We start from the raw sequence: 22795 nt of genomic DNA on the forward strand, positions 1-22795 counted from the left end.
TTACCTATAAAATAATTTAATTGGTTTTAGATAAGTATTTATTTGCTACTTCTTGCGCTCCGAAGACTAAAGAATGTTCTACTTGTTGATTGTTAGCTTCTATTATTCGCCAATCGTTTTTCAAGTGTTTCAGTAAGTGTGTGAATACTTTTTTTAATGGATCAGCACCCCCAACGACAATCCATTCCATTTCTCCAATATCAGCTATAGAGTGTAAAAGGGTCTGAATGTCATCGTAGATAACTGCTCCCACAAAATAGTTTGCTCTTTGATTAGCATCGAGTTTTGAAAATAACTGAAGTAAACGAATATGATAGAAGCTTCTTGTTAATCCATACTGTTTTGCAGCCGCATATCCTTTTTCAAGCATTTCCTCGTTTATATCCTCTATGAGTTGTTGGTCAAGAGAATCCGAGAGTATCGTTTCTTTTTGCATAGCTAAAAGCGTTTCTCCACCCAATGTAGATAAACATGAAGTGAGCGTCTGATTTTCATCCACTACCACATATTTTGTATGAGAGCCGGGTAAAACCATAATACCTTTTCCTTTTACATTTAGTTGCTTCAACAGCCCAAATGCTTCCACTTCTTCTCCCCGCATAACATCAAATTGATTTATAAAATCTACGGTATCCAAGTTTTCATTCACGTGATTTTTCATACCTGGAATAAAGATACAGGGGATATTAAAGAATTCTTCCAATTTAATAATCCTAGAATGCTCTACGAAGTCATTTATACTAGCTGGAGTTGTCACATGTGGTATTTCGTATATACCAAGATTTGATGTAATCATTCCAGAAGCTACGATGTACTTAATCTCAGATGGAGACAACTGATTTCTCTCAAGTAATTGTTTGATTCCTTCATTTAATTGTTTTTTCAAATTCTCATTATTTCCTTCAATAGCTGTATTCCTAACACCAATACTAACTTTTTGAAGATCTTTAATTTCACCTGTTTTCTTAACTATTAATCTTATTCTAGAATTGGTCGTTCCAGAATCAATCAAAATAACATTCATATCCTCCACCGCTTCTCTTCTTAATCATCTGATGATTATATTTTATTTACTATTTCTACGAAGCGAGCTGCTCGTCTTTCTATTTCTTCAAATTTCCCTTTTTCAATAAGTTTGTCATCGACTAACGAACTGCCAATCCCTAATGAATGTACTCCTGCTCTTAAGTATTCTTCTGCATTTTCTAGCGAAATTCCGCCTACAACCATAGTCTGGATAAATGGCAACGGACCTTTTAAATCGGAAATATATGTCGGTCCTAGTGATCTAATTGGAAATATCTTCACCATCTTCGCTCCATATTCATAAGCTGTTAACGCTTCAGTGGGCGTCAATACCCCTGGAATAATTGGAACGTTGTAACGATTGGCCATTTCAATTGTGCTTCGTTTTAGAGTAGGAGTTAAGATGAAACTAGCGCCCGATAGAATTGATAGTCTGGCCGTCTCAGGATCTAATACCGTGCCCGCTCCTATTAACATGCTTGGATAGAGCGCTTTCATTCTTTCAATCCCATTAAGTGCGCCAGGTGTATTCATCGTTACTTCTACTACACGAATTCCACCATCATATAGGCTTTTAACAGTACTTTCGAGTTTATCCGAAGAATTGCTGCGTATAATAGCTACTAATTTTTCTTTATGTATTTCTTGTAAGGTTTCATTCAAAATATACCCTCCTCATTATTCCTCTATAAGGAACACCGTTCCTTATAGAGGTTATTTTTTAGTCGTTCCTTATTAAGGAACGACGTTTCAATTCCGATCTTCATTTGTATTATAAAAGATAATATGAAAGTTTGTCAATTCAAATTTAAATAATAATTGTGATTAGTTTTTCCCCAAGTGTTTGGATATCTCTCTTGACACTCTTAATACTTCAGAAGCTATCATCTCTAGTTTCTCATCATCTACTCTCATAATAGGTCCAGCGACGCTTATACCCGCAACCACATCACCTTTATAGTTAAATATGGGTGCAGCTGCACACTTAATCCCTAACTCATGTTCTTCATCATCAAAAGAGTATCCCCTATTTCTTATCTCCTTTAAGTGCTCTAGCATTGTATTCTTTTCAATAATTGTTTTATCAGTGAACTTACGAAGTCCCTTTTCTTCAATAATTTGAAGAATTTTATCTTCTGGTAGGAAAGCCAGTATCGCTTTACCCACTCCGGTACAATGCATTGGAGCTCGCTTTCCAATATTAGAGAACATTCGTATAGTTTCAGAGCTCTCAATTTTATCTATATAAACAATTTCGTCATTCTCCATAATAACCAGATGCGCCGTTTCACCGGTTAATTCTGCTAGATGATACAAATAATTAGATGCTAACTTTCTAATATCGAGATTATCAGAAACAGTTTGACTTAGTTCTATCAATTTAAGTCCTAATGAATATTTCTGATTTTCTTCATCCTGCTTAACGTATCCCTTTTTTTGAAGCGACATAAGTAAGCGATGAGCCGTACTTTTAGAAACATCTAATTTTAGAGATAGTTCTGTTACGCCTAATCCTTTTGAATTCTCTTGTAAGATATCTAAAATTAATAAAGCACGATCAACTGACTGAACAGTAATAACACTTGATTTCATAAAAATCCTCCTAACGCGATTTTGTTCCTTATTGCGGAATATCGTTCCTACTATAATTGATTATACACCTTTTGAAAAGGATATCGCAGTTAAGATAGTGTTTAACGTATGCAATTGTATTATATTTCTCACAAATCAACCCATTAATTTGACGCTGTAATGCAATTCTAACGCAACAGTTCTACACCCATTCCGCAAATTAGAAAAGCTCGTCGTGATTGAATTCATCCCCTACATCCACTCCGTAATATGCGCTCTAGGCGCTAATATTTACGTCATTAAACCATTCAATGAACAGTCATAAAAAGTTGATGCATTAGACTAGATGATTGAAAAAAGAAAGTCGATTTGTTGCGCTCTTAACGCAGATGGAAGATAAGTTCTTGGAACATGCACTGCATAATGTACCTGTTTAATTAATCAGGATTCGTTGGACACTTCAGGAGTTTCATTGGAGACCTCCCCATTGGTTGGACGCTTTCATGGGTTCGTTGTAAACTTCTTGGGATTGGTTGGACGCTTTCTCGGCTTAGTCGGACTCTTTTTCGGTGGTTAGATCAGACTGCAACAGTTACTTCAACAGGCAACTAACCACTGACATGAACTTATAACCTTTAAGGGCTAAATAGTCGCAGACATGTTTAAAATCTGCCTCCATTTGACAAAGAGATAAACCATCCCTATGACTAAATGAGTATATAAAAAATAAATAATAGATAATTCGTCTGATTTACATTCTATTTTTATACAACTTTGGCATATTTTAATAGTAGCGTGGCATAGCTAGCTGCTATGCCAATACTCAGATTGATATTAAGCTGAAATTGCGGTAAAATTGGTATTATAAGAATCCTTTCTACTGGTTATTTTTATTGATTTAACCTCGGCAGAAAAGGATTTTTTTTACTTATTCATTAATAATCCAGCTACTAATTGAGGCAAGGAAATATATAATTCTTACAAGGATATTGGAAGGGGGACTTAAATATGACGGAACCATACTATATTACTGAGTCTAAAAGAATGTGCAAAGCGTCCGGAATGGATCCGAATGAGGTATCGAGGCCAAAGAACTTTTTGAGCGAAGTGGAGTTTGCCGAGAAAAGAAAATCATATAGTGAAATCTTGTCAGTTGTGAGTTTTTTCTCGAATAAGCTACTGAACTCCTTAAAAGGCACGCCGATACTCGTTGTTGTTTCGGATGCAAACGGTTATCTTCTTGAAATTGAAGGAGATGAAACTATAAAGTCTACCATCGAACAATTTGGGATCAGACTAAGCAGCCTGTTCACCCAGGAAGATACAGGCACGAGTGTCGTCAGTCTTTCATTGCAACAAAAACACCCGATCAGTCTAATTGGCGAACAACATTATCATACGTTTCTTCATAACATTGCGTGTTATGGGGCTGCATTTCACTATACTGATGACAATAACCTACTTGGTAGTGTGTCCATCATGATGCCCATCGCATTTCAAAACCCGCTTTTTCTTACGATGTTAACCCAGGCGGTTGATTCGATTGAAAGGGAACTTTTATTAAGAAAACAAAATAAAAAACTTAATATTATGAATCAAATCATGTTAAGCAGAACAAGAAATGGGATTGTTGTTACAGATGAGTTCGGAATCACTACTGAGTTTAATGATTTTGCCCAAAAAATATCGAATAACAGCAGAGAATCGGTTATTGGAAGAAACATTTATGAATCGTCAATAACGGGAGACTATTTTAAAGCAGTATTGGAACAGGGAAAAATAATCGAAAACGAAGAAATCAAATTTAAAGATAACACGGGTAACCAAGTTGTCTGCCTGTTCGATGCCCAGCCCATTTATGAAGATGATAAAATGATTGGTGCCTTCGGCCAGTTCAGGGATATTTCAGACCGTTACCGACTGCAGGAAAAATTTAACTACTTAGCCTATCATGATGATTTAACAAACCTACCAAACAGACGATATATTAATAAGGAACTAGCAATCATCATACAGGGACTAAAAGCAGGTCAAAATCGGACGATGGCTCTTTTGTACATGGATCTGGACCGCTTTAAAGTCATTAACGATAACTTTGGTCATTCATATGGGGATGAACTCATTACCAAGGTAAGCGAGCGTTTATGTGGTTGTCTTGGGGAACAGGATGTACTTGCCCGAATGGGTGGGGATGAATTTATCTTCCTGCTTACAGATTTCAGTAGTCCTGATTATCCGACGAAAAAGGCCGAAGAGATACTCAATCTGTTTCATGAACCTTTTCAAGTCGGCAAGAAAGAGTTGCATACGACAGCGAGTATCGGAGTTGCGATTTATCCCGCCTATCCCGTTTCAATGGAGAGGTTCATGGTATACGCAGATAATGCGATGTATCAGGCAAAATCACGGGGTAAAAATCGTTATGTCGTACATACCTCTGAATTACTAGAAGATATGATGGACGAATATAGTCTCGAGATTGATTTAAGGAAAGCACTTGATAATAATGAATTTGTACTTCATTATCAGCCGCAAATTCATAACCAGACCGGTAAATTGATTGGGTTTGAAGCGTTAATTCGCTGGCAGCATCCAAGGCTAGGTCTGCTCCCTCCCGGGAAATTTATCAAACTGGCTGAAGAAAATGGATTGATCACCCAAATTGGAGAGTGGGTCATCAATGAGGCATGTTCCCAAAACAAAAAATGGCAGGATGCTGGAATGGTACCTGTAAAAGTTTCAGTTAACCTATCTACACAGCAATTTCTTACTAGAAATCTCATTACATTCGTGGAGGAAGTTCTGGAACGTACAGCACTCGACCCGCACTATTTCGTAGTCGAGATCACCGAATATATGGCGATGGAGTACGAATACTCTATTCTCGTATTGAATAAGCTGAAATCGCTCGGCATCGGCATTAGTATTGATGATTTTGGAACGGGCTATAGCTCGCTGAACTATCTTAAAAACTTCCCGATTGATTATATTAAGATCGACAAATCCTTCATTAGTGAATTAATGAACGATCCGAATGATGCCATTATTGTAAACGCCATTATCACGTTAGCACACAACCTTCATAAGGAAGTGATTGCAGAAGGTGTTGAAACAAAGGAACAGCTCGACTTCCTGACAAATCACCAATGTGATATAGCGCAAGGCTATTTCTTCAGCAAGCCACTTCCAATTAAGGAGATTGAGGAAATTTATTTAGTACAATAAGGATAATAGGGGGAGCAAACAGCATGACAACGACTGCATCCGTATTAGTAGCAAATTTCAAATATTGGGGTATTAATCACATTTTCGGCATTCCGGGAAAGGCAATTTCCCCCATATTATTCGAGATATTAGCACATGATCTGGAATTTGTATTAAGTAAACACGAAGCAGCTGCTGGGTTCGAAGCTTCCGGCTATGCCTTAATGAATCAGAAGATCGGGGTTGCAGTTGGTACGTCTGGACCTGGTGGGACCAACCTACTAACAGCTGCTGGTCAGGCGAAAGCCTCCAATCTCCCTCTATTAATTATCACAGGGCACCCTTCACTGAAAGATACTGGAAAAGCAATGGGACAAGACTCCAGCATATTCGGTACTGATCTTGTGGATATGTTCAAATCTGTCACCAAGTTCAGTGCACGGGTAGAACGCGGTGATATGCTACAGCCGTTCCTGCAGCATGCCCTTGAAAAAGCATTATCAGGTGTAAAAGGACCTGTGCACCTGTCCATTCCGTTTGATATTTTATTGCAAGAGATCGAACCATTCCAATTGGAATTTCCAGTTTTCAATGAAATGATTTCACTCAAAACCGATGATGTAATCGAAACACTGAATGCGGCCAAGCGTCCCCTCCTATTTCTGGGAAAAGGCGTTCATTCCAGCAAAGCCTACGAAGAAGTGCAGCATCTTGCTGAGCATTGGAACATTCCTGTCATTACCACACCAGGTGGAAAAGGTACATTTCCATCCAATCATAAGCTCTCTTTAGGAGCATTCGGTTTGGGCGGTACCGTGGAAGCAGCAGAATACTTTAATGAGCAGGTTGACCTACTTATTATCATCGGATCAAGATTAAGTGACATGTCGATCGCTGGCTTATCCGAAGCGATGTATCCGGAGCATATCATCCACTTTGATTATGACCCAACCTTTATCGGGAAATCAATTCAAGTACCAACTACTCCTGTGCTTGGCGACATAAAATCTAATCTAACAGCGATTTTAAAGGATATACCGGAAACAAACAGCGAAGCATTTTTATCACCAATTGAATTGAGCCCACTTCAGGATAATCAGCCAGGTGAGCGCATGTCCGCAGTTCAAGTATTACGGGCGATGCGAAATACGCTTCCAGATGACGCGATTATTTTTGGAGATGATGGAAGCCATTCATTCTACGGCATTAAATACTTTGATATTTACAAACCAGGGACTTTCTTCTTTGATGATATATTCGGTGCAATGGGCAACGGAATCGGCTATTCCATCGGTGCAAAACTATCAGCCCCCGAAAAAACAATTATTTGTTTAGTTGGTGACGGATGTATGTTCATGCACGGTACGGAACTTTCGACAGCGTACAATTATAACTCCCCTGTCCTGTTCATAGTTTTGAATAATGGACGATTAGACATGGTGGAAAAAGGAATGCAAAAAATGATTGGCACGTCCATCGGTGGTATTTATGAAACTCCACTCGATGTAGCTAAATTTGCCGAATCAATGGGATTAACAGCAACTACATGCCATACCCCTTATGATTTAACCGACGCTATAAAAGAAGCGTTACATATGATTAAAGAAACCAACAAACCGATTGTAATTGAAGCATTAGTTCTTGAAAATGAAATTCCACCAACAATGGGGAGGCAATAATATGGAAAATAACAAGCGGTATGAGTACGGTTTACATGCAATGGAGGAATTATTCTCGCAAGAAGTACGGACGGGCATGGAAGGCATAAAAAAAATCTCACCTGACTTTTGGGAGATGATTGTGTCCTTCGGCTTTGGTGATCTTTACTCTAGAAAAATTCTTACCCTTAAAGAACGGGAATTCATAACACTCACTTCACTCATCACACAGGGAGCTTTTGAGCAATTTAAAGTTCACCTGCAAGCAGCCTTAAACGTCGGCCTCACAAAAGATGAAATTATCGAAATCATCATCCAGTGTGCCGGATATGTCGGTTTCCCTAAAGCCGTTCAAGCAATGGGAATCGCCGGAGAGATTTTCGCTAAGAATGAGTAGGGATTATTGGCGCCTGAAGGATTGATAGGCTTGATATGGAGGCATATAGTTCACACATTTAAATAAACATGGAAAAGACCAGTCATTTGTAAATATGTTTGGTTTTTTCTATTTTTGTGGGGTTGGTTGGAGAGTTTATGTGGTTGGTTGGACAGTTCCATAGATTCGTTGGAGGCTTCCCCGTTGGTTGGATGCTTTCATGAATTGGTTGGATGCTTTCATGAATTGGTTGCAGACTTCTTGGGGTTCGTTGGACACTTTCTACGCTTGGTTGCACACTTCAATAGTTTCGTTGGAGGCTTCCCCGTTGGTTGGACGCTTTCATGAATTGGTTGCAGACTTCTTAGGGTTCGTTAGACACTTCCCTGTTGGTTGGACACTTTCATGAATTGGTTGTAGTCTTCTTGGGATTCGTTGGACGCTTTCTACGCTTGGTTGCACAATTCCATAGTTTTGTTGGACACTTCCCTGTTGGTTGGACGCTTTCATAAATTGGTTGTAGACTTCTTGGGGTTCGTTGGACACTTTCTGCGCTTGGTTGCACACTTCCATAGGTTTGTTGGAGGCTTCCCTGTTGGTTGGACACTTTCATGAATTGGTTGTAGTCTTCTTGAGGTTTGTTGGAGGCTTCCCTCATTTCCTTGGAAAACCATTCATTGGTTGAGTACCACTTTTTCGGGATAGGAAGTTTCTTTTTCCGTGAAAATAAGACGTATATGCAACTTTATCCCTGCCTTTGTTTTGTTGAATTTAGTCCATTGGTGATTGGTTAAATTATGTGCAATGTACTCAATTTAATACTTTTTAGCGGCATCGTGATTTTGCATAGTTCGTTCTAATGAATTTATTCGATTATATCAAGAAACAACCTTTATTTTTGCATACAGATAAACAATAGTTTTAGAGCGCTTGATACTTCATCAAGCGCTCTTTTTCATGTTATTTTGATAGGTCTTCAGCATCTGAGAAAGAATCGTGAAGTGGTTGCATTTCTTTAGTATCGTTTGGTACTTCATGTTTTGCCCAGTAGGAAGCGAGAATAGTTCCGGTTATTACTTGCCATGCGGAAGCGAATGCACTTGGTAATGCAGCTAGTGGCGTGAAATATGCAGCAGCTAAAGCTACACCAAGACCGGAGTTCTGCATTCCTACTTCAATCGATATTGCACGTTGGTCTTGACGAGATAGTCTTAAAGCTTTCGCTGCATAGTATCCTAATAAAAGTCCAAATCCATTATGTACTAAGACTGCTACGAACACTAATATCCCTGCAGTTGCAATATTTTCTTTATTGTTTGCAACAATTGCAGAGACAATAATTGTAATCGCAACAATAGAGATTAAAGGTAAAACAGATTCACTTTTACTGGTAACACTAGGTAGGAATTTATTAACTAATAAACCCAATATAATTGGAATAATAATCACCTGTACAATAGATATAAACATAGACATTGGATCGACTGGCAACCATTGCCCTGCAAAAATTAACAACAGAAATGGTGTCATAATTGGAGCAAGTAATGTAGAGACAGTTGTCATTGTGATGGATAGAGGAACATTTCCTTTAGCTAAATATACCATTACGTTAGAAGAAGTACCCCCAGGAACACTTCCAAGTAAAACCAAACCAGCGGCAAGTTCAGCCGGTAATTTTAATGAATAAGCGATAATAAATGCAATAGTTGGCATAATAGAAAATTGTGCAACCACTCCTATTAGAACAGGGATTGGATTCGTAAAAACTAATTTAAAGTCGGATGCTTTCAACGTAAGTCCCATGCCGAACATTACGACCCCAAGTAAGATAGTGATATACGCACCAAATGAAGAGAACAAACTTGGAACCATAAAAGCTAGGACAGAAAACACTATTACTATAAGGGCAAAATGTTTACCAGCTAAACTACTAATTTTGTTAAGTGCTTTCATTTCAAACCTCCTTTTTAGAGCCTATTCTTATATTCTCCAAACGGTATTTGAACACCGCCTGTCGCTACATAATGTACTATATCAATATCTTTAGTCCAAACACCAGCAACCAGTCCATAATCAGTGGCATTTGCTAATTCAATTGCTTCTTCCACATTACCAAATGTACCACACTATGCACAGGTCCAAATATTTTTCCCTGTACAATTGACTTACTATGGTTAGATACTTCCCCGAACGAGTGAAAGATACCGTGCTTGACAAAAAGACAAAAATATCACTTATGCGAAAAAAATATATATAAAAAAACAGACATTCACCAATTTGTCTGTTTTTCATTGTATTATTATAAAATTGTAGTGTATATCTAAAATAGTATCTCACAGGTTTGAAATTATCATTTTCAACTTAGAGCATCCACCCAAATCTTGTACCCTTCCCCATTTAAGTGGATTCCATCTATTGTAAATTTCTCATCCAATTGCCCGTTCTTGTCCACGAAACTAGAATGTAAATCAATGTATTCGATTCCGTTTTCTTCAGCAATCCTTTGTAATACTTCATTAAATTGTTTTACTTTTTTATTAGATACTTCATTACCAAACAGCTCGTTATTTACTGGAAGTATGGATTGTATAATGAGTTTACTGCTTTCACCTTCGAAAGACTTCACAATCGCAGTTATGTGTTTTTCGAAATTCTTACTACCTTTGGAGTATCGAATATCGTTAACTCCAATCATAAGGTATGCCTCTTTAGGGTTCCGATTAACCACTTCCTGTATTCGATTCAATACTCCTTTTGACACGTCGTTTCTAATTCCTCTATTTAGTACAACCTCGTTAGGGAAGTATTCCTGAAACTCTCCATAATCTGTAATGCTGTCCCCAATGAATATTTTACTTACATTTTTAGCATCGGACTGATCGAAGATACTTTTTTTCGTGAAGTAATAATCTGAAGTTCCTTTTCCGGAAGGTGCCGGTTGCATTTGTTTTTTAATGAATTCAATGCCGCCTATTTTAGACACTCCAACACTTCCCACTCCAATCAAAATGATATTTAAAAGTAATGATATAACCAATAAAGACTTAATCTTTTTCAAATTTGACACTCCCTATTCTTAAATCTATTCCTTATGTATGGTGCTTACTACAATATATCTATACCCAGATTTCCAACAAATAATGTTTTATTTCATCTCATATTTTAGGTTCAATTCCTTATGTAGTCAGGCAGACATCCATAAACCTAATTTTGATTGTATTATCATAAAATCACAGTGTATATTCTTAATTTTTTCACGCATAGGGACTTGAATTTAGGTTTGACACTTTCTCGGATTTGTTGGAGACTTCTATTAGTTTGTTGGATACTTCCCTGTTGGTTGGACGCTTTCCTCAATTGTTTTAGACTTCTTGGGATTGGTTGGACACTCTCCGGGCTTTGTTGGACACTTCAATTGGTTCGTTGGAGACTTCTCAGTTGGTTGGACACTTTCCCGAATTGGTTGCAGACTTCTTGGGATTGATTGCACACTTCTCGAGATTGGTTGGACGCTTTCTGGGCTTGGTTGCACACTTCGAGAGTTTCGTTGGACACCTCCCCGTTTGTTGTTCGCTTCATCGGATTTGTTGTAGACTTCCCGAGATTGGTTGCACACATTCCGGGCTTTGTTGCACACTACAATTGCACAAAAAAACACAAAGGAAAAAATAGTTAATTTCTTGTTTAATATAGTGCTATAATTAGCTAGTTATTTTATTTTCATGGGAGATGTACAGATGAATCATTCATTACCTTCTCAATCGTCCCGTTCCAAAAGGACGATTGTTTATATTTTGATATTTTTGTTGATTGCCATTGTGGGATTGGCCTACTTGAAATGGGTGCCGTATTATAGCAAAAGCATCTTGGCCATTAATTCTCATTCAATCGGGGATTCCATTTTGGGGGATCCGGCTAAGTCAGGATCTTTCTCTTGGGAAGGCGCTTGGTCCTATGCTTTGATCTATTTCAATTCCGTTTGGAAAGCAGCTGTTCTGGGTATTCTATTGGGATCTTTGGTACAGGTATTATTGCCGGCAAACTGGTTACTCAGAGTGCTTGGAAAAACTTCTTTTGGTAGCACGGCAATTGGGGGCCTATCTTCACTTCCAGGCATGATGTGTACCTGTTGTGCTGCACCAGTTGCTGTCGGATTGCGCAAGAAAAATGTCTCTGTAGGGGCTAGTCTTGCTTTTTGGCTTGGCAACCCGACCTTGAACCCTGCCACGCTGATTTTCATGACATTTGTTTTGTCTTGGGAATTTACTTTACTCCGACTGGTGTTCGGTGTGATTTTAACTTTCGGCGTCAGCTATCTGGCCAATCGTTTCGTGCCGGAAGTAAAACAAGTCGATATCGATAAAATCATGAAAGAAGCGGATGTCGAGGAGACAGGATCCTTCATTTCCAGATGGATGAAAAGCTTAGGAAGAATGACTTTGTATATTCTTCCAGCCTATATCCTATCCGTTCTATTGATGGGGGCAATTCGCGTTTGGTTATTCCCGCATGTGAGCGAAGCGTCTGCTAATACCATTTTCACAATTATTATTTTTGCAATCGCAGGTATGTTATTTGTGATTCCGACAGCTGCGGAAATTCCTATCATCCAAACGTTCATGTCCTTTGGGCTCGGTGGTGGTCCGGCTGCAGCACTCCTAATCACATTACCCTCTATCAGTCTGCCATCTCTGTTGTTAGTTGCAAAATCGTTCCCTACAAGAGTCTTGTTTTTTGTAGCAGGATCCGTCGTATTGCTAGGTATACTATGCGGTTTGATTGGTATGTATATTTTATAAGAGATAGTTACTGAATATACCTGAGCAGGAGATGAAATATGTCTCTTGCTCAGGTATTTTTTCATCTGAATACAAGACACACTGGTAAACAATTCATATATACAAATTAACGTACAAAAAAATCAGACAGTCGCCAATTTGTCTGATTTTCATTGTATTATAAAATTGGAGTGTATTTTCAAAATAGGTACCTGTAATTTGTTTACTTCACAAGTTTATGTTCTTGGATAAAACCTTTTAAAATATCGCTTAAATTCGGACTACCCACTTCGTCTAAATCGTAGTGTACACGTGTGCAAGGTTTATTAATCGAAATAATGCGAGTTAAATCCATCGGTGTTCCAATGATCACGGCATCACAGTCAGCATTATTGATGGTTTCTTCAAGATCTTTCAATTGTTGTTCGCCGTATCCCATCGCTGGAAGGACGTTTTGAATATGTTGATATTTGTTGAACGTTTCTGCTATTGTGCCAACTGCAAATGGACGTGCGTCAATGATTTCCTTCGCACCTAATCGTTCAGCTGCAACTGTTCCCGCACCAATTTTCATCTCTCCGTGTGTCAACGTTGGGCCATCTTCAACGACTAATACACGTTTACCAACAATAATCTCCGGCTGATCGACCGTAATCTTTGATTCAGCTTTAATAATGCTACTTTTAGGACTTACAAGTTTAATATTATTTTCCACGATTTGAATGGATTCTGCTGTTGCGCTATCAATTTTATTAATAATGGCAACATCGGCTGTTCTTAAACTAACTTCGCCAGGATAGTATTTCAACTCATGACCTGGGCGATGTGGATCCAAGACAGTAACGGCTAAATCAGGCTTAAAGAACGAGAAATCATTATTTCCCCCGTCCCATAAAATAACGTCACAACCAGCTGGATCATTTTCAGCTGCTGCTAAAATATCTGCATAATCTACGCCAGCATAAACAATATTCCCACGTTCCACATGTGGTTCATACTCTTCCATTTCTTCGATCGTACAATTATGTTTCTTTAAGTCCTCCACTGTTGCAAAGCGCTGAACACGCTGTGCATTTAAATCGCCATAAGGCATAGGATGTCTAACTGCAATTACTTTTAAATCATGCTCAAGTAACGTTTCAATAATTTTTCGTGACGTTTGACTTTTCCCGGTTCCAGTTCGTACAGCGCAAACAGAAATGACAGGTTTATTACTTTTTAACTGCGTGCCTTTTGGTCCTAGCAGTGTGAAGTTAGCACCCGCTGCATTCACAATCGCACCTATGCCCATTACATATTCATAACTTACGTCACTATATGCAAACACGCATTCGTCAACTTCCAACTCTTCAATTAACGATGGCAATTGGTCTTCTGAATAAATAGAAATACCTTCTGGATATAGTTCACCAGCTAATTCACTAGGATATTTACGTCCATCGATATCAGGAATTTGTGTTGCCGTAAAAGCAACAACACGATATTCTTCGTTATTACGATAAAACGTATTGAAATTGTGGAAATCCCTTCCTGCAGCGCCTATAATAATTATATTTTTTCTGTTCATAGCATTCACTCCTATAATTACAATGATTTATCTATAATTATATACCTTTATGAATTTTTATACAAACATAATTTTCAAAACTAGTATATTAAGTTTTGTGGGTGGTACTTATGGAATTCAATTTTCCCTCCTATGGCTAAACGATTCACTTAACGATTCCATCGATTAACTCCTCTGCGCTTTGGGGATGCCCCCCCGCCATAAGCCTAACTGCCGCGCTGTCAGTCTAAAACTTAATGCCTGTTCATCAAAAAATACAAACAATTCACACGGTTTAATAAAAATACAAGAAAGTCAGACAGACACTCATAAACCTTATTTTGATTGTATTATTATAAAATCGTATAGAATTGACAGTCTAGCGCTAGCAATACGCATTTCTTACGCTATCTCAGATAGCAAAGATTCGGACACTAAGCTACATAAGGGTCTGAAATCAATAGAAATTTCCCACACATTAATAAAAAGTCTGAGTGAAAATCAGAACTTTTCTCGGGGGCCATATCGAACGTATTCAGCTAGATTCTTTAAATCTGAAATAACCGTCACATCACTATAACCAATTTTAAAGGTGCAGTTGAATCATAAAAATTTAAATTTCTTTACCAAAAATGTACCCTAAACATCATTTTTCTTCTATATAAAAAATATAGGGGATACATGCAATGATTACATACCTAACTTAGTACGCATATTTCACAAACAAAAATGATTTAGACGCCGCAACTAGGCAACATGTGTTGACGCACTGGAACGCTAGGAACCAAACTGAGCGGGCTTTTTGCCGCTACTCCGTAAAATACGGTGCTACACACTTGAAACACGAAACAATTGAAAAGACCATTAAGAAATATAACGCAATCGTTCGACGTGCAATTCGCAAGTTAGAAAAGCTTGAAATTATCGAACGCATTCACTACATTCGTCCCGTAATGAGCGGTTTAGGCGCTAATATTTACGTCAATAATCTACTAATGACCAGTCGAAATTGAACAGTCCGAAAATAGCTGAGAAGCCCACTGACAGTAAGCCTCAACCCGCGGATTCGCAGACCGAAGCCTTTCTTCCTAATGCTATAAGTTCTAAAGATTTTAAGAGAACCTCTCCTCCGGAAGTGTTACCTACAACATTTTTCGGGAAGATGAAATCTTTTCTTTCTTCAACAATCTGAGATAGCAAATTTACGCGTAATTTTCACGGCGTCTACCGTCACCAGTCTATGCAAATGCTCAAGTTTAGTATTCATGAGGATAAGGAGAGCTATTCGAAACACTAGCACTACAAGCACTACGTATTTCAGTCCAAACAACGAAATACAAAAAGACCAGACATTCGCCGATTTGTCTGATCTTCCTTCTATTTTTATATAATTGTAGTGTAGTGAATAGGTACCTGAAATTAATAAAATAGAAGTTGAAACAATTAGCCATAGTGTAAGGGCCTTTTGAATAAACTTCTATCCTGGATTATTATTATTTTAATCGTTCTACTACATCATCTAGTAATAAGTTTGCCGCTTTAATACCACCTGCTGTGTTCCAAATTGTTTCATTTACTTCAAATACTTGATTTGTTTTTGAGACATTTAAGCTTTTAAATACTGGATTTTCCAACCATTGGTTAGCCTTTTCATATACATCTGCTTCCGTAACCCAGTAAAACAGTATATCTCCATCCATCGTTTCCATTGCCTCTTCGGAAACAGTTTCCATAAAATTATCTACATCCTGAGATTCTGGGCGACCCACACCCATTTGTTCAAGTAGTACCCCACTAAATGTGTCCTTCTGGTATATGCGGACATCTTTAGCAGAGAATCTTACGACGGATACTTTAATTTCTTCCTTATCACCTAATGTTTCTTTTGCCACAGCAACACGATCATCGAATGCTTTCATGACCAGCTCACCTTCAGCTTTTTTATTTAATGTGTCTGCATACAATTCAAAGTTGATCTTCCACTGCCCTGATAAATCTTCAGAAAACACAGTTGGTGCAATTTTGCTTAATTGTTCGTATGCTTCTTCATGCCTTACTTTATTGCCAATAATTAAGTCTGGATCTAATTCAAGGATGGCTTCAAAATTAGGCTCGTTTTCAAAACCAAGCTCCTGGACACCAGTCATCTCGTCTTTAATATGATCATACCAAGGCTCTCCAGTCCATGATCTCACTGCACCAACTGGTTTAATTCCTAATGCGAGTAATGCTTCTGTTCCTTCATTCGTTAAGATTACAACACGTTGCGGTGTCCCCTTTACTTCTGTAACACCCATTGCATGCTGAATTTCTCGAACTTTTTCAACTTCTTCAGCTTCTACAGTTTCTACATCAGCACTTACCGCTGAAGTATCCTTGGCACTATCCGTATTATTCTCCTTATCTCCACAGCCACTAAGTACGAGCATGATTATGGCTAAAATCGAGAATATAAAAATCCTCTTTTCAAATTTACTCTTTATTTCTTTTAACAAACTGATAACCTCCCTAGAAATATGATTGATAATGATAATCAATCTCATTTATAATACTATCAATTTGCCCTTTACTTATCTATAGACAATTTTGCCTTATGGATATGGACAAGTTTGTCCTCACAAGTAACGCTCCTGAAAATACTTCACACATTCATTTATAATATATCTCCTACCAGATGGCCCCCACGGATCCCAAGCAAAACTCTCTGGTATGTAAATATGGTTTTTCTTAACGGCTTGTAATTCCAGCCATAATGGATTTTCAAATAAATCATCTAGTGACTCTTGCTCACTCCAAAGAATAATTATTCTTTCGGGATTAAGTTCAACCATTTCATCTACTGAATAATTTCTACAACTCGAATAGTTTAACCTGTCATCACATTGGAATCCCAAACCTTCATAAATTAAATCACTTATGGGATGGCCCGTCACACCATGGATCAGTATACGATCCTTCAAGATGCGCATAATTGTCCATTTACCATTTCTCGTAATTTTCTTTAATTTATCTTTGGCCATCTGCTCCACTTTACCAATATCCTTTATAACATTTTCCGCTAGTACTTCTCTCCCCACTACTTTCGCAATAAACCTTTGATAATCTTTCCAGTTAAGAAATCTATCAAAATGGATAATTTTCGTATCTGTATGGATAAGAACTTCATTATTATTATCGTTATTATTCCTATCATTTAGTTTCAGAAGAAAATGAGGTTCCATAGTCAATCCATCTTGTAAATCTAATGGAATCTCAGCATTTAATCTTTTTGTCCCCTGCAATTGATTTTCTAAGTATATGGGAAATCCAGTTTCAGTTGGACATTCAGTTGGAAAACAAGGAGCTGCTACAGGTTTAATCCCAAGAGCGAGTAAGTGATCTTGTAGAAAAAGATCACTAAAAATGGCGATTTTTGGTTCATACTTCTTGCGGTAAATAGTAGGTGATATGCCTTCCGTATTTTTAAATAAACGACTAAAATATAACTCGTCTGCAATTCCAACAGTGCGTGCAACATCTTTAATCGAATAACTAGACGTTTTTAGCATATCTTTTGCTTGTGCTACTCGTAAGTTCCGTAAGTATCCACTTGGCGTTAATCCAGTTTCACGTTTAAAAGCACGGCAAAAGGAACTCTGTGTCATAAATGCTAAACGAGCAAGATCACTTATCGTTAACTGTTCTTCAGAATGCTTAATCATATAATCAATTGTGAGCTGAATTGGGGAATTTTTATTCTTTTCTTGTACTGCTTTGTTTTTAGAAATCACATACAGCAATTCGTAAAGCAATGCCTGTTTCCTTAACCATGATATGTATGGGTCATCACTAACTTTTTCACTAATTTTTTCTAACAAAGATATCACTCTTGCTTGCGCGATAATTTGTAAGCTTATCATGTTAAATGAGCTGCTTTCATCTAGGTTAGATGCAGGTATATTCCTATACTTCAAATAATAAAAGTGGATTTCATTCATTATCGTAGCGCCAATTTCTATTATTGCGTTAGAATCCAGAAAAATGCTAGTACCAGGTTCAATATGATGTTTTACCCCGTTAATGCTGACTACCGCGCTACCGTGAGTAATATAAAATAATCCATTCGTTTGTACAGTTATCTTCTTTAATGCAAATCCAATTTTAAATGTATGTTTCTTGCATGACACAAAAGATAATGCATGATCATATGTTGTTTTCAAAACCCAGCTCCCCCTTATCTCCGCTGTGTAAGTGATTCATTTTAAAAAGACTATCAGTCAATAATCGATTAGAAATACCTTTTTTCGGAACTTCCACTTTACTAGTTTACCTATTGCATACATCATCATTATCCCATAAACTATCATTTACCGTCTAAGCGCATGAGCACTATGCAGGAATCCATAAGGAACCATTTATTCGATTAGCTCATTAAGATGTCACATGGATGTTTCTATGATTGTCTTTCTTCAAGCAACAAAAAACGTTTATACCAAACCGGTTGTATATACATCACTGAAATTAGCGCTTTCACCGCCAAGTATGATTCTTATTATCCAGCGTTCAATACTTTCCTTTTCCTATATCCGTTTTCAAAACTGCTTTTGTTCAACGAGTTAAAAATGTGAAATTTTAACTCGGCGAATTTTCACAACGTTTTAATAGCAACATTGTCATTGATTTCCGGGTAGATAGTCATCTTGTTACTACGGGTTATTATTTTGAAAAAAAGTTTTGATTTCCCTTTTCCGTAAAAAAGACAATAAAAATAACACGCTTCATTCAATAACTGAATGGAACGTGTTTTGTTGGCTAGTTATGTTGAACAAATGAATACGGCGTTTGCGCTTTACAAGGGCTTTTGGGAGGCCACTGAAAAAGCCCTTGTACTTGGAAGGGTTTAGGGTTCCCATTAATCCCGCTTCGACGCTTTGTGGATGCCTCCCCCCCGAATTAAGAAGCCACTGAAAGTGTTGTATTTGTATTCCCAGAAAGCAAAACTATAATTAAACTCCAGAATTAATAATCTTCATTAGTCAACCTAACCGATATAAACACTTTCACATGTTCCAGCTACTGGTTCATAAAAACAATGTTCTTTAAACTGACCAGTAAAAGGTTGACCGTACCAAGTTGGAGGGCATGGACCAGACGGATTAAAATACCAAAGGGCATATTTCCCTGGGTGGTCTCTCCAGTAATCCAATGTCTGTCTTGCTAATCTCTTTTCAACAGGTCTCGCTCTTTCATAAAATAAATTACCTTTTTGAACAGCCTCAAAAGAATAATTTCCTCCTTGCACATGAAAAATGACATCATCAATTGATCTTAAATCTGTAAAGTCCAAGCAATCTGCCACGAGACGATTAACAATTACATTGCCAACGTATAGCATTCCTTGTTTACCTTCACCTTCAGCTTCCGCTCTCATCATCCTTGCCAGTAAGTCGATGTCTGAATCTCGGTATTTCACTCTTGGCATTTTTTCACCCCAAAATATAGTATGAATAAAAGCATACAATGATGTCAGTGTTTATAAATTAAGAATGGTTAAATTGACCAACATTATAAATATGGAATTTCAGTGAATTGCCGAAATAGTATCATGCACAGCATACCTACAGTTAATAGCGAAAGGTTCCTGAGCATAGTTGATTTATGTCAATGTAATAGTACAAAAAAACTCAAAAAAAAGGCAACCAAATATTGTTATGGTTGCCTTTCACTTTATGCATGGGTGCCTAAATTTCCATATAATTATCGAGAACCTTTTGTATATCCAATTCTTCAAAAGTGGAAATTTGCGGTTTAGCTAAAAGTAACAAATCATTTATTATTTCTTCGATCTTTTCGATCTCCAACATAACTACATCAAAGTTTTTAGTTGGTGCCTCCTGTTTGCCTAATTGCGTGTACCCTTTAATAGTTGTTAATGAATTTCGTATTTCATGGGCAATACTTGCCGAAAGTTGTCCAACAACATAATGTTGGTCTGTACTTTGTATCATATCTTTAATCTTTGTTCTCTCCGATAAATCCCTAATTTCCATGATGTTATTCATTTGTTTTCATCCCCTTTATAATGTTTATCACACATTCTAAAAAGGAGATTGTTGTGGCGGTTTCCCGGGAGGAGCATGTGCCCATTTAACCATTGCAACCTCATTCAAATGTATCCACGTTCCCCCGCCTGAAGATTTTAGCGTGAATACATCAACGATTCCATAAAAACTTAAATCACTTTGTCCGCCCATTTCTAAAGTTAAGGAGGCTGTAGGCGAAGGTGCTCCTATAATGATAGGTGGCGGTAGACTCCCCTCCTCTTGGCTTGATTTAGTTGAATGATTAGGATTATCAACATCTTTCTTTTCTAACACGTCAGTTTTAGAATTAATAATTGGTTCAATCAAACCATTCCCCTGTTCATGCACTTTTACTTTCTTACCAATCGACTGCTCATTCACATAATTTTCCACTAAAATAGAATCTACTTCTAGGTAAACCTCGTCATTCATACTACTTTCACTCTTATTATCCAAGCCGATGTCACTATGTTTCTCTAGTTCACTAGTACCAACTTGTTTACTCAATACATCTGTCTCAATTTCAGGCGCTAAAGGCGTAATAGGTTCCTGTTTCGGCACTTGCCTAACATCACGACTACACTCTTTTAACTTAGTGAAGATATTTACATTCCCACTACTGATTTTTTTATCTTCCTCAAAGATTTCAAGAGGAAGTTCTATAACTTTAGGAACGGTATCCACTGTTTCAACAGGTTCAATAACCTCATCTTCAGAAACATCGATTGTAGATTTCAGAGTTTCATTAACAAATTCCCCTGTGGTTTCTACGATCGTTTGAACAGAAGAAGTTGTTTTCTCAACTGTTTCATTTATATCCTTAACGACCGGGGTGACGACAGGAACAGTTGGTAATCCATATACGACCGAATTCACTGTGTCATTGACCACATTTGTTACTTCAGAGGTTGTTTTCCCCACAGTATCGGTAACTGTCTTATTTAGTAAATCCCCTGTATTCTTCATTTCAGAAGTAACAGAATTTTCTTCTGTTTTTTGCATACCATTCACTGTTTCTTGAAGAACTGTATCAATAGACTCCGTTTTATCTTTCAATACATTATCTACCTTCTTTACGTTGCCAAACAAAATGATTCGTGATTTTCCAACATCCTCACTAATGGAAGCATTCAGATTTTCGCCATGAACAATAGTAGGTACGATTAGGAATAAACTAAAGCAAGTCACACATAAAAGGAATATCTTCCTCAATTGATTCACCCCCATTCTTGTTAATTATTAGAAGTATTATAACATTCACCCATTTTTAGTGCTAGGTATTAATTCAATTTGAATACGAGGGTGGGTTATCTCAATGATGGAAGTGAAAATTACTGCGCAGTGTCCACTAGCGATGCGCAGCAGTAAATAGATGTGAAGTAACGACAAACAAATCAAACGCCTGAATAAACATACAAAAAAACCAAACAGTCGTAACTTGTCTGGTCTTCCTTCTATTACTATGCAATTGAAGTAAATTAGTAGAGTAGTTTTTACCTGAATTAAGACACCAGTTTTAAAAATAAGTCTGAAGTATTTTCAAAACTGGCAGCTTTCATATGTTATTTAAACAAGTCTGGATAAATTTCTTTTGCTAATAGTTCCATTCCATCGATCGTGTTATAACCATAGCCAAACATATAATTGTAATCCACTACATAAATCTGCTTATTTTTGATGGCCTTCATACTTGATAATTTCGGATTAGCATAGATCCCTTCTTTCACTTTTTCAAGGTCTGCGTCATCCCATTCCGGTAAGATTAATACATCTGGATCAGCCTCAATAAGCGTTTCAATACTTACATCAGCAGTCTCCTTCTTGAATATGTTATCTAGCTTGACCATATTAAAGGCATCGTTGAAGAATGTTTCATCGCCTGCTGGATAGACATAAATCTCATTTGGGTCATTTGTATGCAAATAAGCAAAAGTTTTATGGTCTTGAATACTTTCTAATTTTGATGTTATCGATGTTTGTTTGTCTTTAAGCTCTTTTATAAAACTGTCCGCTTTGTCTTGGACACTAAAAATATTACCGATGTTTTCAATATCTTTATAAATAGAATCATATGTCCCGCCTGTAACAGATGACTCTATTACGTACGTTTTAATATCCATATCATTGAGTGTATCTACTGTACCTACACCCCAATCCGCATTATCAAATAAGCCGCCTCGACCAAAAACTAAATCTGGATTGGTTCCTAATGTCACTTCTTTGCCGACATATTCATCACTTAGAATAGTTAATTTCGAGTATTCTTCCTCTACTGATTTGTCAGGAGCTCCGAAGTTTGCACCTACCCCAACGATTTTATCGCCTAAGCCTAAATGCAATAATAATTCCGCTGCTGGACGCGTATTAGCCATGATTCTTTCAGGTGCAGCATCAAATACTTGGTCTTTCTTATCCCAAGTTGTTCCGCCTTCCGCTTTCGTATAGTTTTGAATCGTTAACGGGTAATGCCCTTTCGCTTCGGCTTCCTTTGAAGTACCCTTACTCGAATCTCCACAAGCCGTTAATGTTAGAAGTGCAGCTAAACCGATACCAAGCAATAATTTTCTTTTCAT

The 22795-nt window shown here is 37.5% G+C and carries 18 protein-coding genes and 1 pseudogene; 5 read left to right on the forward strand and 14 right to left on the reverse strand.

The window, feature by feature from the left end; translation table 11 throughout:
- Positions 1 to 16: 16 nt before the first annotated feature.
- The 3 genes from H7992_RS20005 to H7992_RS20015 all read right to left on the reverse strand — a co-directional run bounded on the left by H7992_RS20005 (position 17) and on the right by H7992_RS20015 (position 2619).
- Positions 17 to 1024: a 2-dehydro-3-deoxygalactonokinase gene (locus tag H7992_RS20005; RefSeq protein ID WP_255428717.1), complete on the reverse strand. Its 1008-nt coding sequence runs from the start codon at positions 1022 to 1024 to the stop codon at positions 17 to 19.
- Positions 1025 to 1059: 35 nt separating this feature from the next.
- Positions 1060 to 1689 carry a bifunctional 4-hydroxy-2-oxoglutarate aldolase/2-dehydro-3-deoxy-phosphogluconate aldolase gene (locus H7992_RS20010; protein ID WP_255428493.1) on the reverse strand — a complete coding sequence of 210 codons (630 nt, stop codon included), beginning with the start codon at positions 1687 to 1689 and terminating at the stop codon, positions 1060 to 1062.
- Between the two features lie 162 nt (positions 1690 to 1851).
- Positions 1852 to 2619, reverse strand: a complete 768-nt coding sequence (locus H7992_RS20015; protein ID WP_187045750.1) for an IclR family transcriptional regulator — start codon at positions 2617 to 2619, stop codon at positions 1852 to 1854.
- 987 nt (positions 2620 to 3606) lie between these two features.
- Between H7992_RS20015 and H7992_RS20020 the strand changes: the two genes are divergently transcribed.
- From H7992_RS20020 to H7992_RS20030, 3 genes are read left to right on the forward strand one after another with little or no spacing between them, the layout of a single operon-like run.
- Positions 3607 to 5823, forward strand: a complete 2217-nt coding sequence (locus tag H7992_RS20020; protein ID WP_187045751.1) for an EAL domain-containing protein — start codon at positions 3607 to 3609, stop codon at positions 5821 to 5823.
- A 23-nt stretch (positions 5824 to 5846) separates the two neighbouring features.
- Complete coding sequence (locus H7992_RS20025) at positions 5847 to 7481, forward strand: thiamine pyrophosphate-binding protein (RefSeq protein ID WP_187045752.1); 1635 nt, start codon at positions 5847 to 5849, stop codon at positions 7479 to 7481.
- A gap of 1 nt (position 7482) precedes the next feature.
- A complete protein-coding gene (locus H7992_RS20030; protein ID WP_187045753.1) occupies positions 7483 to 7857 on the forward strand; it encodes a carboxymuconolactone decarboxylase family protein in 375 nt (124 codons plus the stop codon).
- 662 nt (positions 7858 to 8519) lie between these two features.
- Here H7992_RS20030 and H7992_RS25150 read toward each other — a convergent pair.
- From H7992_RS25150 to H7992_RS20045, 4 genes and pseudogenes are all read right to left on the reverse strand, one after another.
- A pseudogene (locus tag H7992_RS25150) lies at positions 8520 to 8671 on the reverse strand (IS4 family transposase); the annotation flags it as partial.
- A 125-nt stretch (positions 8672 to 8796) separates the two neighbouring features.
- Entirely contained in the window at positions 8797 to 9789 is a 993-nt protein-coding gene (locus tag H7992_RS20035) for a bile acid:sodium symporter family protein (protein ID WP_187045754.1), read from the reverse strand.
- A 14-nt stretch (positions 9790 to 9803) separates the two neighbouring features.
- A complete protein-coding gene (locus H7992_RS25155; RefSeq protein WP_354312148.1) occupies positions 9804 to 9944 on the reverse strand; it encodes an aldehyde dehydrogenase family protein in 141 nt (46 codons plus the stop codon).
- A 248-nt stretch (positions 9945 to 10192) separates the two neighbouring features.
- Positions 10193 to 10903: a GDSL-type esterase/lipase family protein gene (locus tag H7992_RS20045; protein ID WP_255428494.1), complete on the reverse strand. Its 711-nt coding sequence runs from the start codon at positions 10901 to 10903 to the stop codon at positions 10193 to 10195.
- Positions 10904 to 11573: 670 nt separating this feature from the next.
- On the opposite strand from H7992_RS20045, the gene H7992_RS20050 reads away from it, so the two are divergent.
- A complete protein-coding gene (locus H7992_RS20050; protein ID WP_187045756.1) occupies positions 11574 to 12635 on the forward strand; it encodes a permease in 1062 nt (353 codons plus the stop codon).
- 202 nt (positions 12636 to 12837) lie between these two features.
- Here H7992_RS20050 and H7992_RS20055 read toward each other — a convergent pair whose 3' ends face one another.
- Positions 12838 to 14181 carry a cyclic 2,3-diphosphoglycerate synthase gene (locus H7992_RS20055; RefSeq protein WP_187045757.1) on the reverse strand — a complete coding sequence of 448 codons (1344 nt, stop codon included), beginning with the start codon at positions 14179 to 14181 and terminating at the stop codon, positions 12838 to 12840.
- A gap of 815 nt (positions 14182 to 14996) precedes the next feature.
- Between H7992_RS20055 and H7992_RS20060 the strand changes: the two genes are divergently transcribed.
- Positions 14997 to 15173, forward strand: a complete 177-nt coding sequence (locus tag H7992_RS20060) for a hypothetical protein (RefSeq protein WP_187045758.1) — start codon at positions 14997 to 14999, stop codon at positions 15171 to 15173.
- 480 nt (positions 15174 to 15653) lie between these two features.
- Here the strand turns inward: H7992_RS20060 and H7992_RS20065 are convergent, their stop codons facing one another.
- The 6 genes from H7992_RS20065 to H7992_RS20090 form a co-directional block, all read right to left on the reverse strand.
- Positions 15654 to 16655 carry an ABC transporter substrate-binding protein gene (locus tag H7992_RS20065; RefSeq protein ID WP_255428495.1) on the reverse strand — a complete coding sequence of 334 codons (1002 nt, stop codon included), beginning with the start codon at positions 16653 to 16655 and terminating at the stop codon, positions 15654 to 15656.
- Between the two features lie 120 nt (positions 16656 to 16775).
- A complete protein-coding gene (locus tag H7992_RS20070; protein WP_187045759.1) occupies positions 16776 to 18359 on the reverse strand; it encodes a helix-turn-helix domain-containing protein in 1584 nt (527 codons plus the stop codon).
- Between the two features lie 821 nt (positions 18360 to 19180).
- Positions 19181 to 19621: a cell wall hydrolase gene (locus H7992_RS20075; protein WP_067212729.1), complete on the reverse strand. Its 441-nt coding sequence runs from the start codon at positions 19619 to 19621 to the stop codon at positions 19181 to 19183.
- Positions 19622 to 19880: 259 nt separating this feature from the next.
- The gene (locus H7992_RS20080) at positions 19881 to 20201 is read right to left on the reverse strand and encodes a histidine kinase dimerization/phospho-acceptor domain-containing protein (RefSeq protein ID WP_187045760.1); all 321 of its coding nucleotides are present in this window, start codon (positions 20199 to 20201) and stop codon (positions 19881 to 19883) included.
- Positions 20202 to 20237: 36 nt separating this feature from the next.
- A complete protein-coding gene (locus H7992_RS20085; RefSeq protein ID WP_187045761.1) occupies positions 20238 to 21434 on the reverse strand; it encodes a hypothetical protein in 1197 nt (398 codons plus the stop codon).
- A gap of 350 nt (positions 21435 to 21784) precedes the next feature.
- Entirely contained in the window at positions 21785 to 22795 is a 1011-nt protein-coding gene (locus H7992_RS20090; RefSeq protein WP_187045762.1) for an ABC transporter substrate-binding protein, read from the reverse strand.

It is taken from the genome of Sporosarcina sp. resist, from assembly GCF_014302295.1.
Taxonomy (GTDB): domain Bacteria; phylum Bacillota; class Bacilli; order Bacillales_A; family Planococcaceae; genus Sporosarcina; species Sporosarcina psychrophila.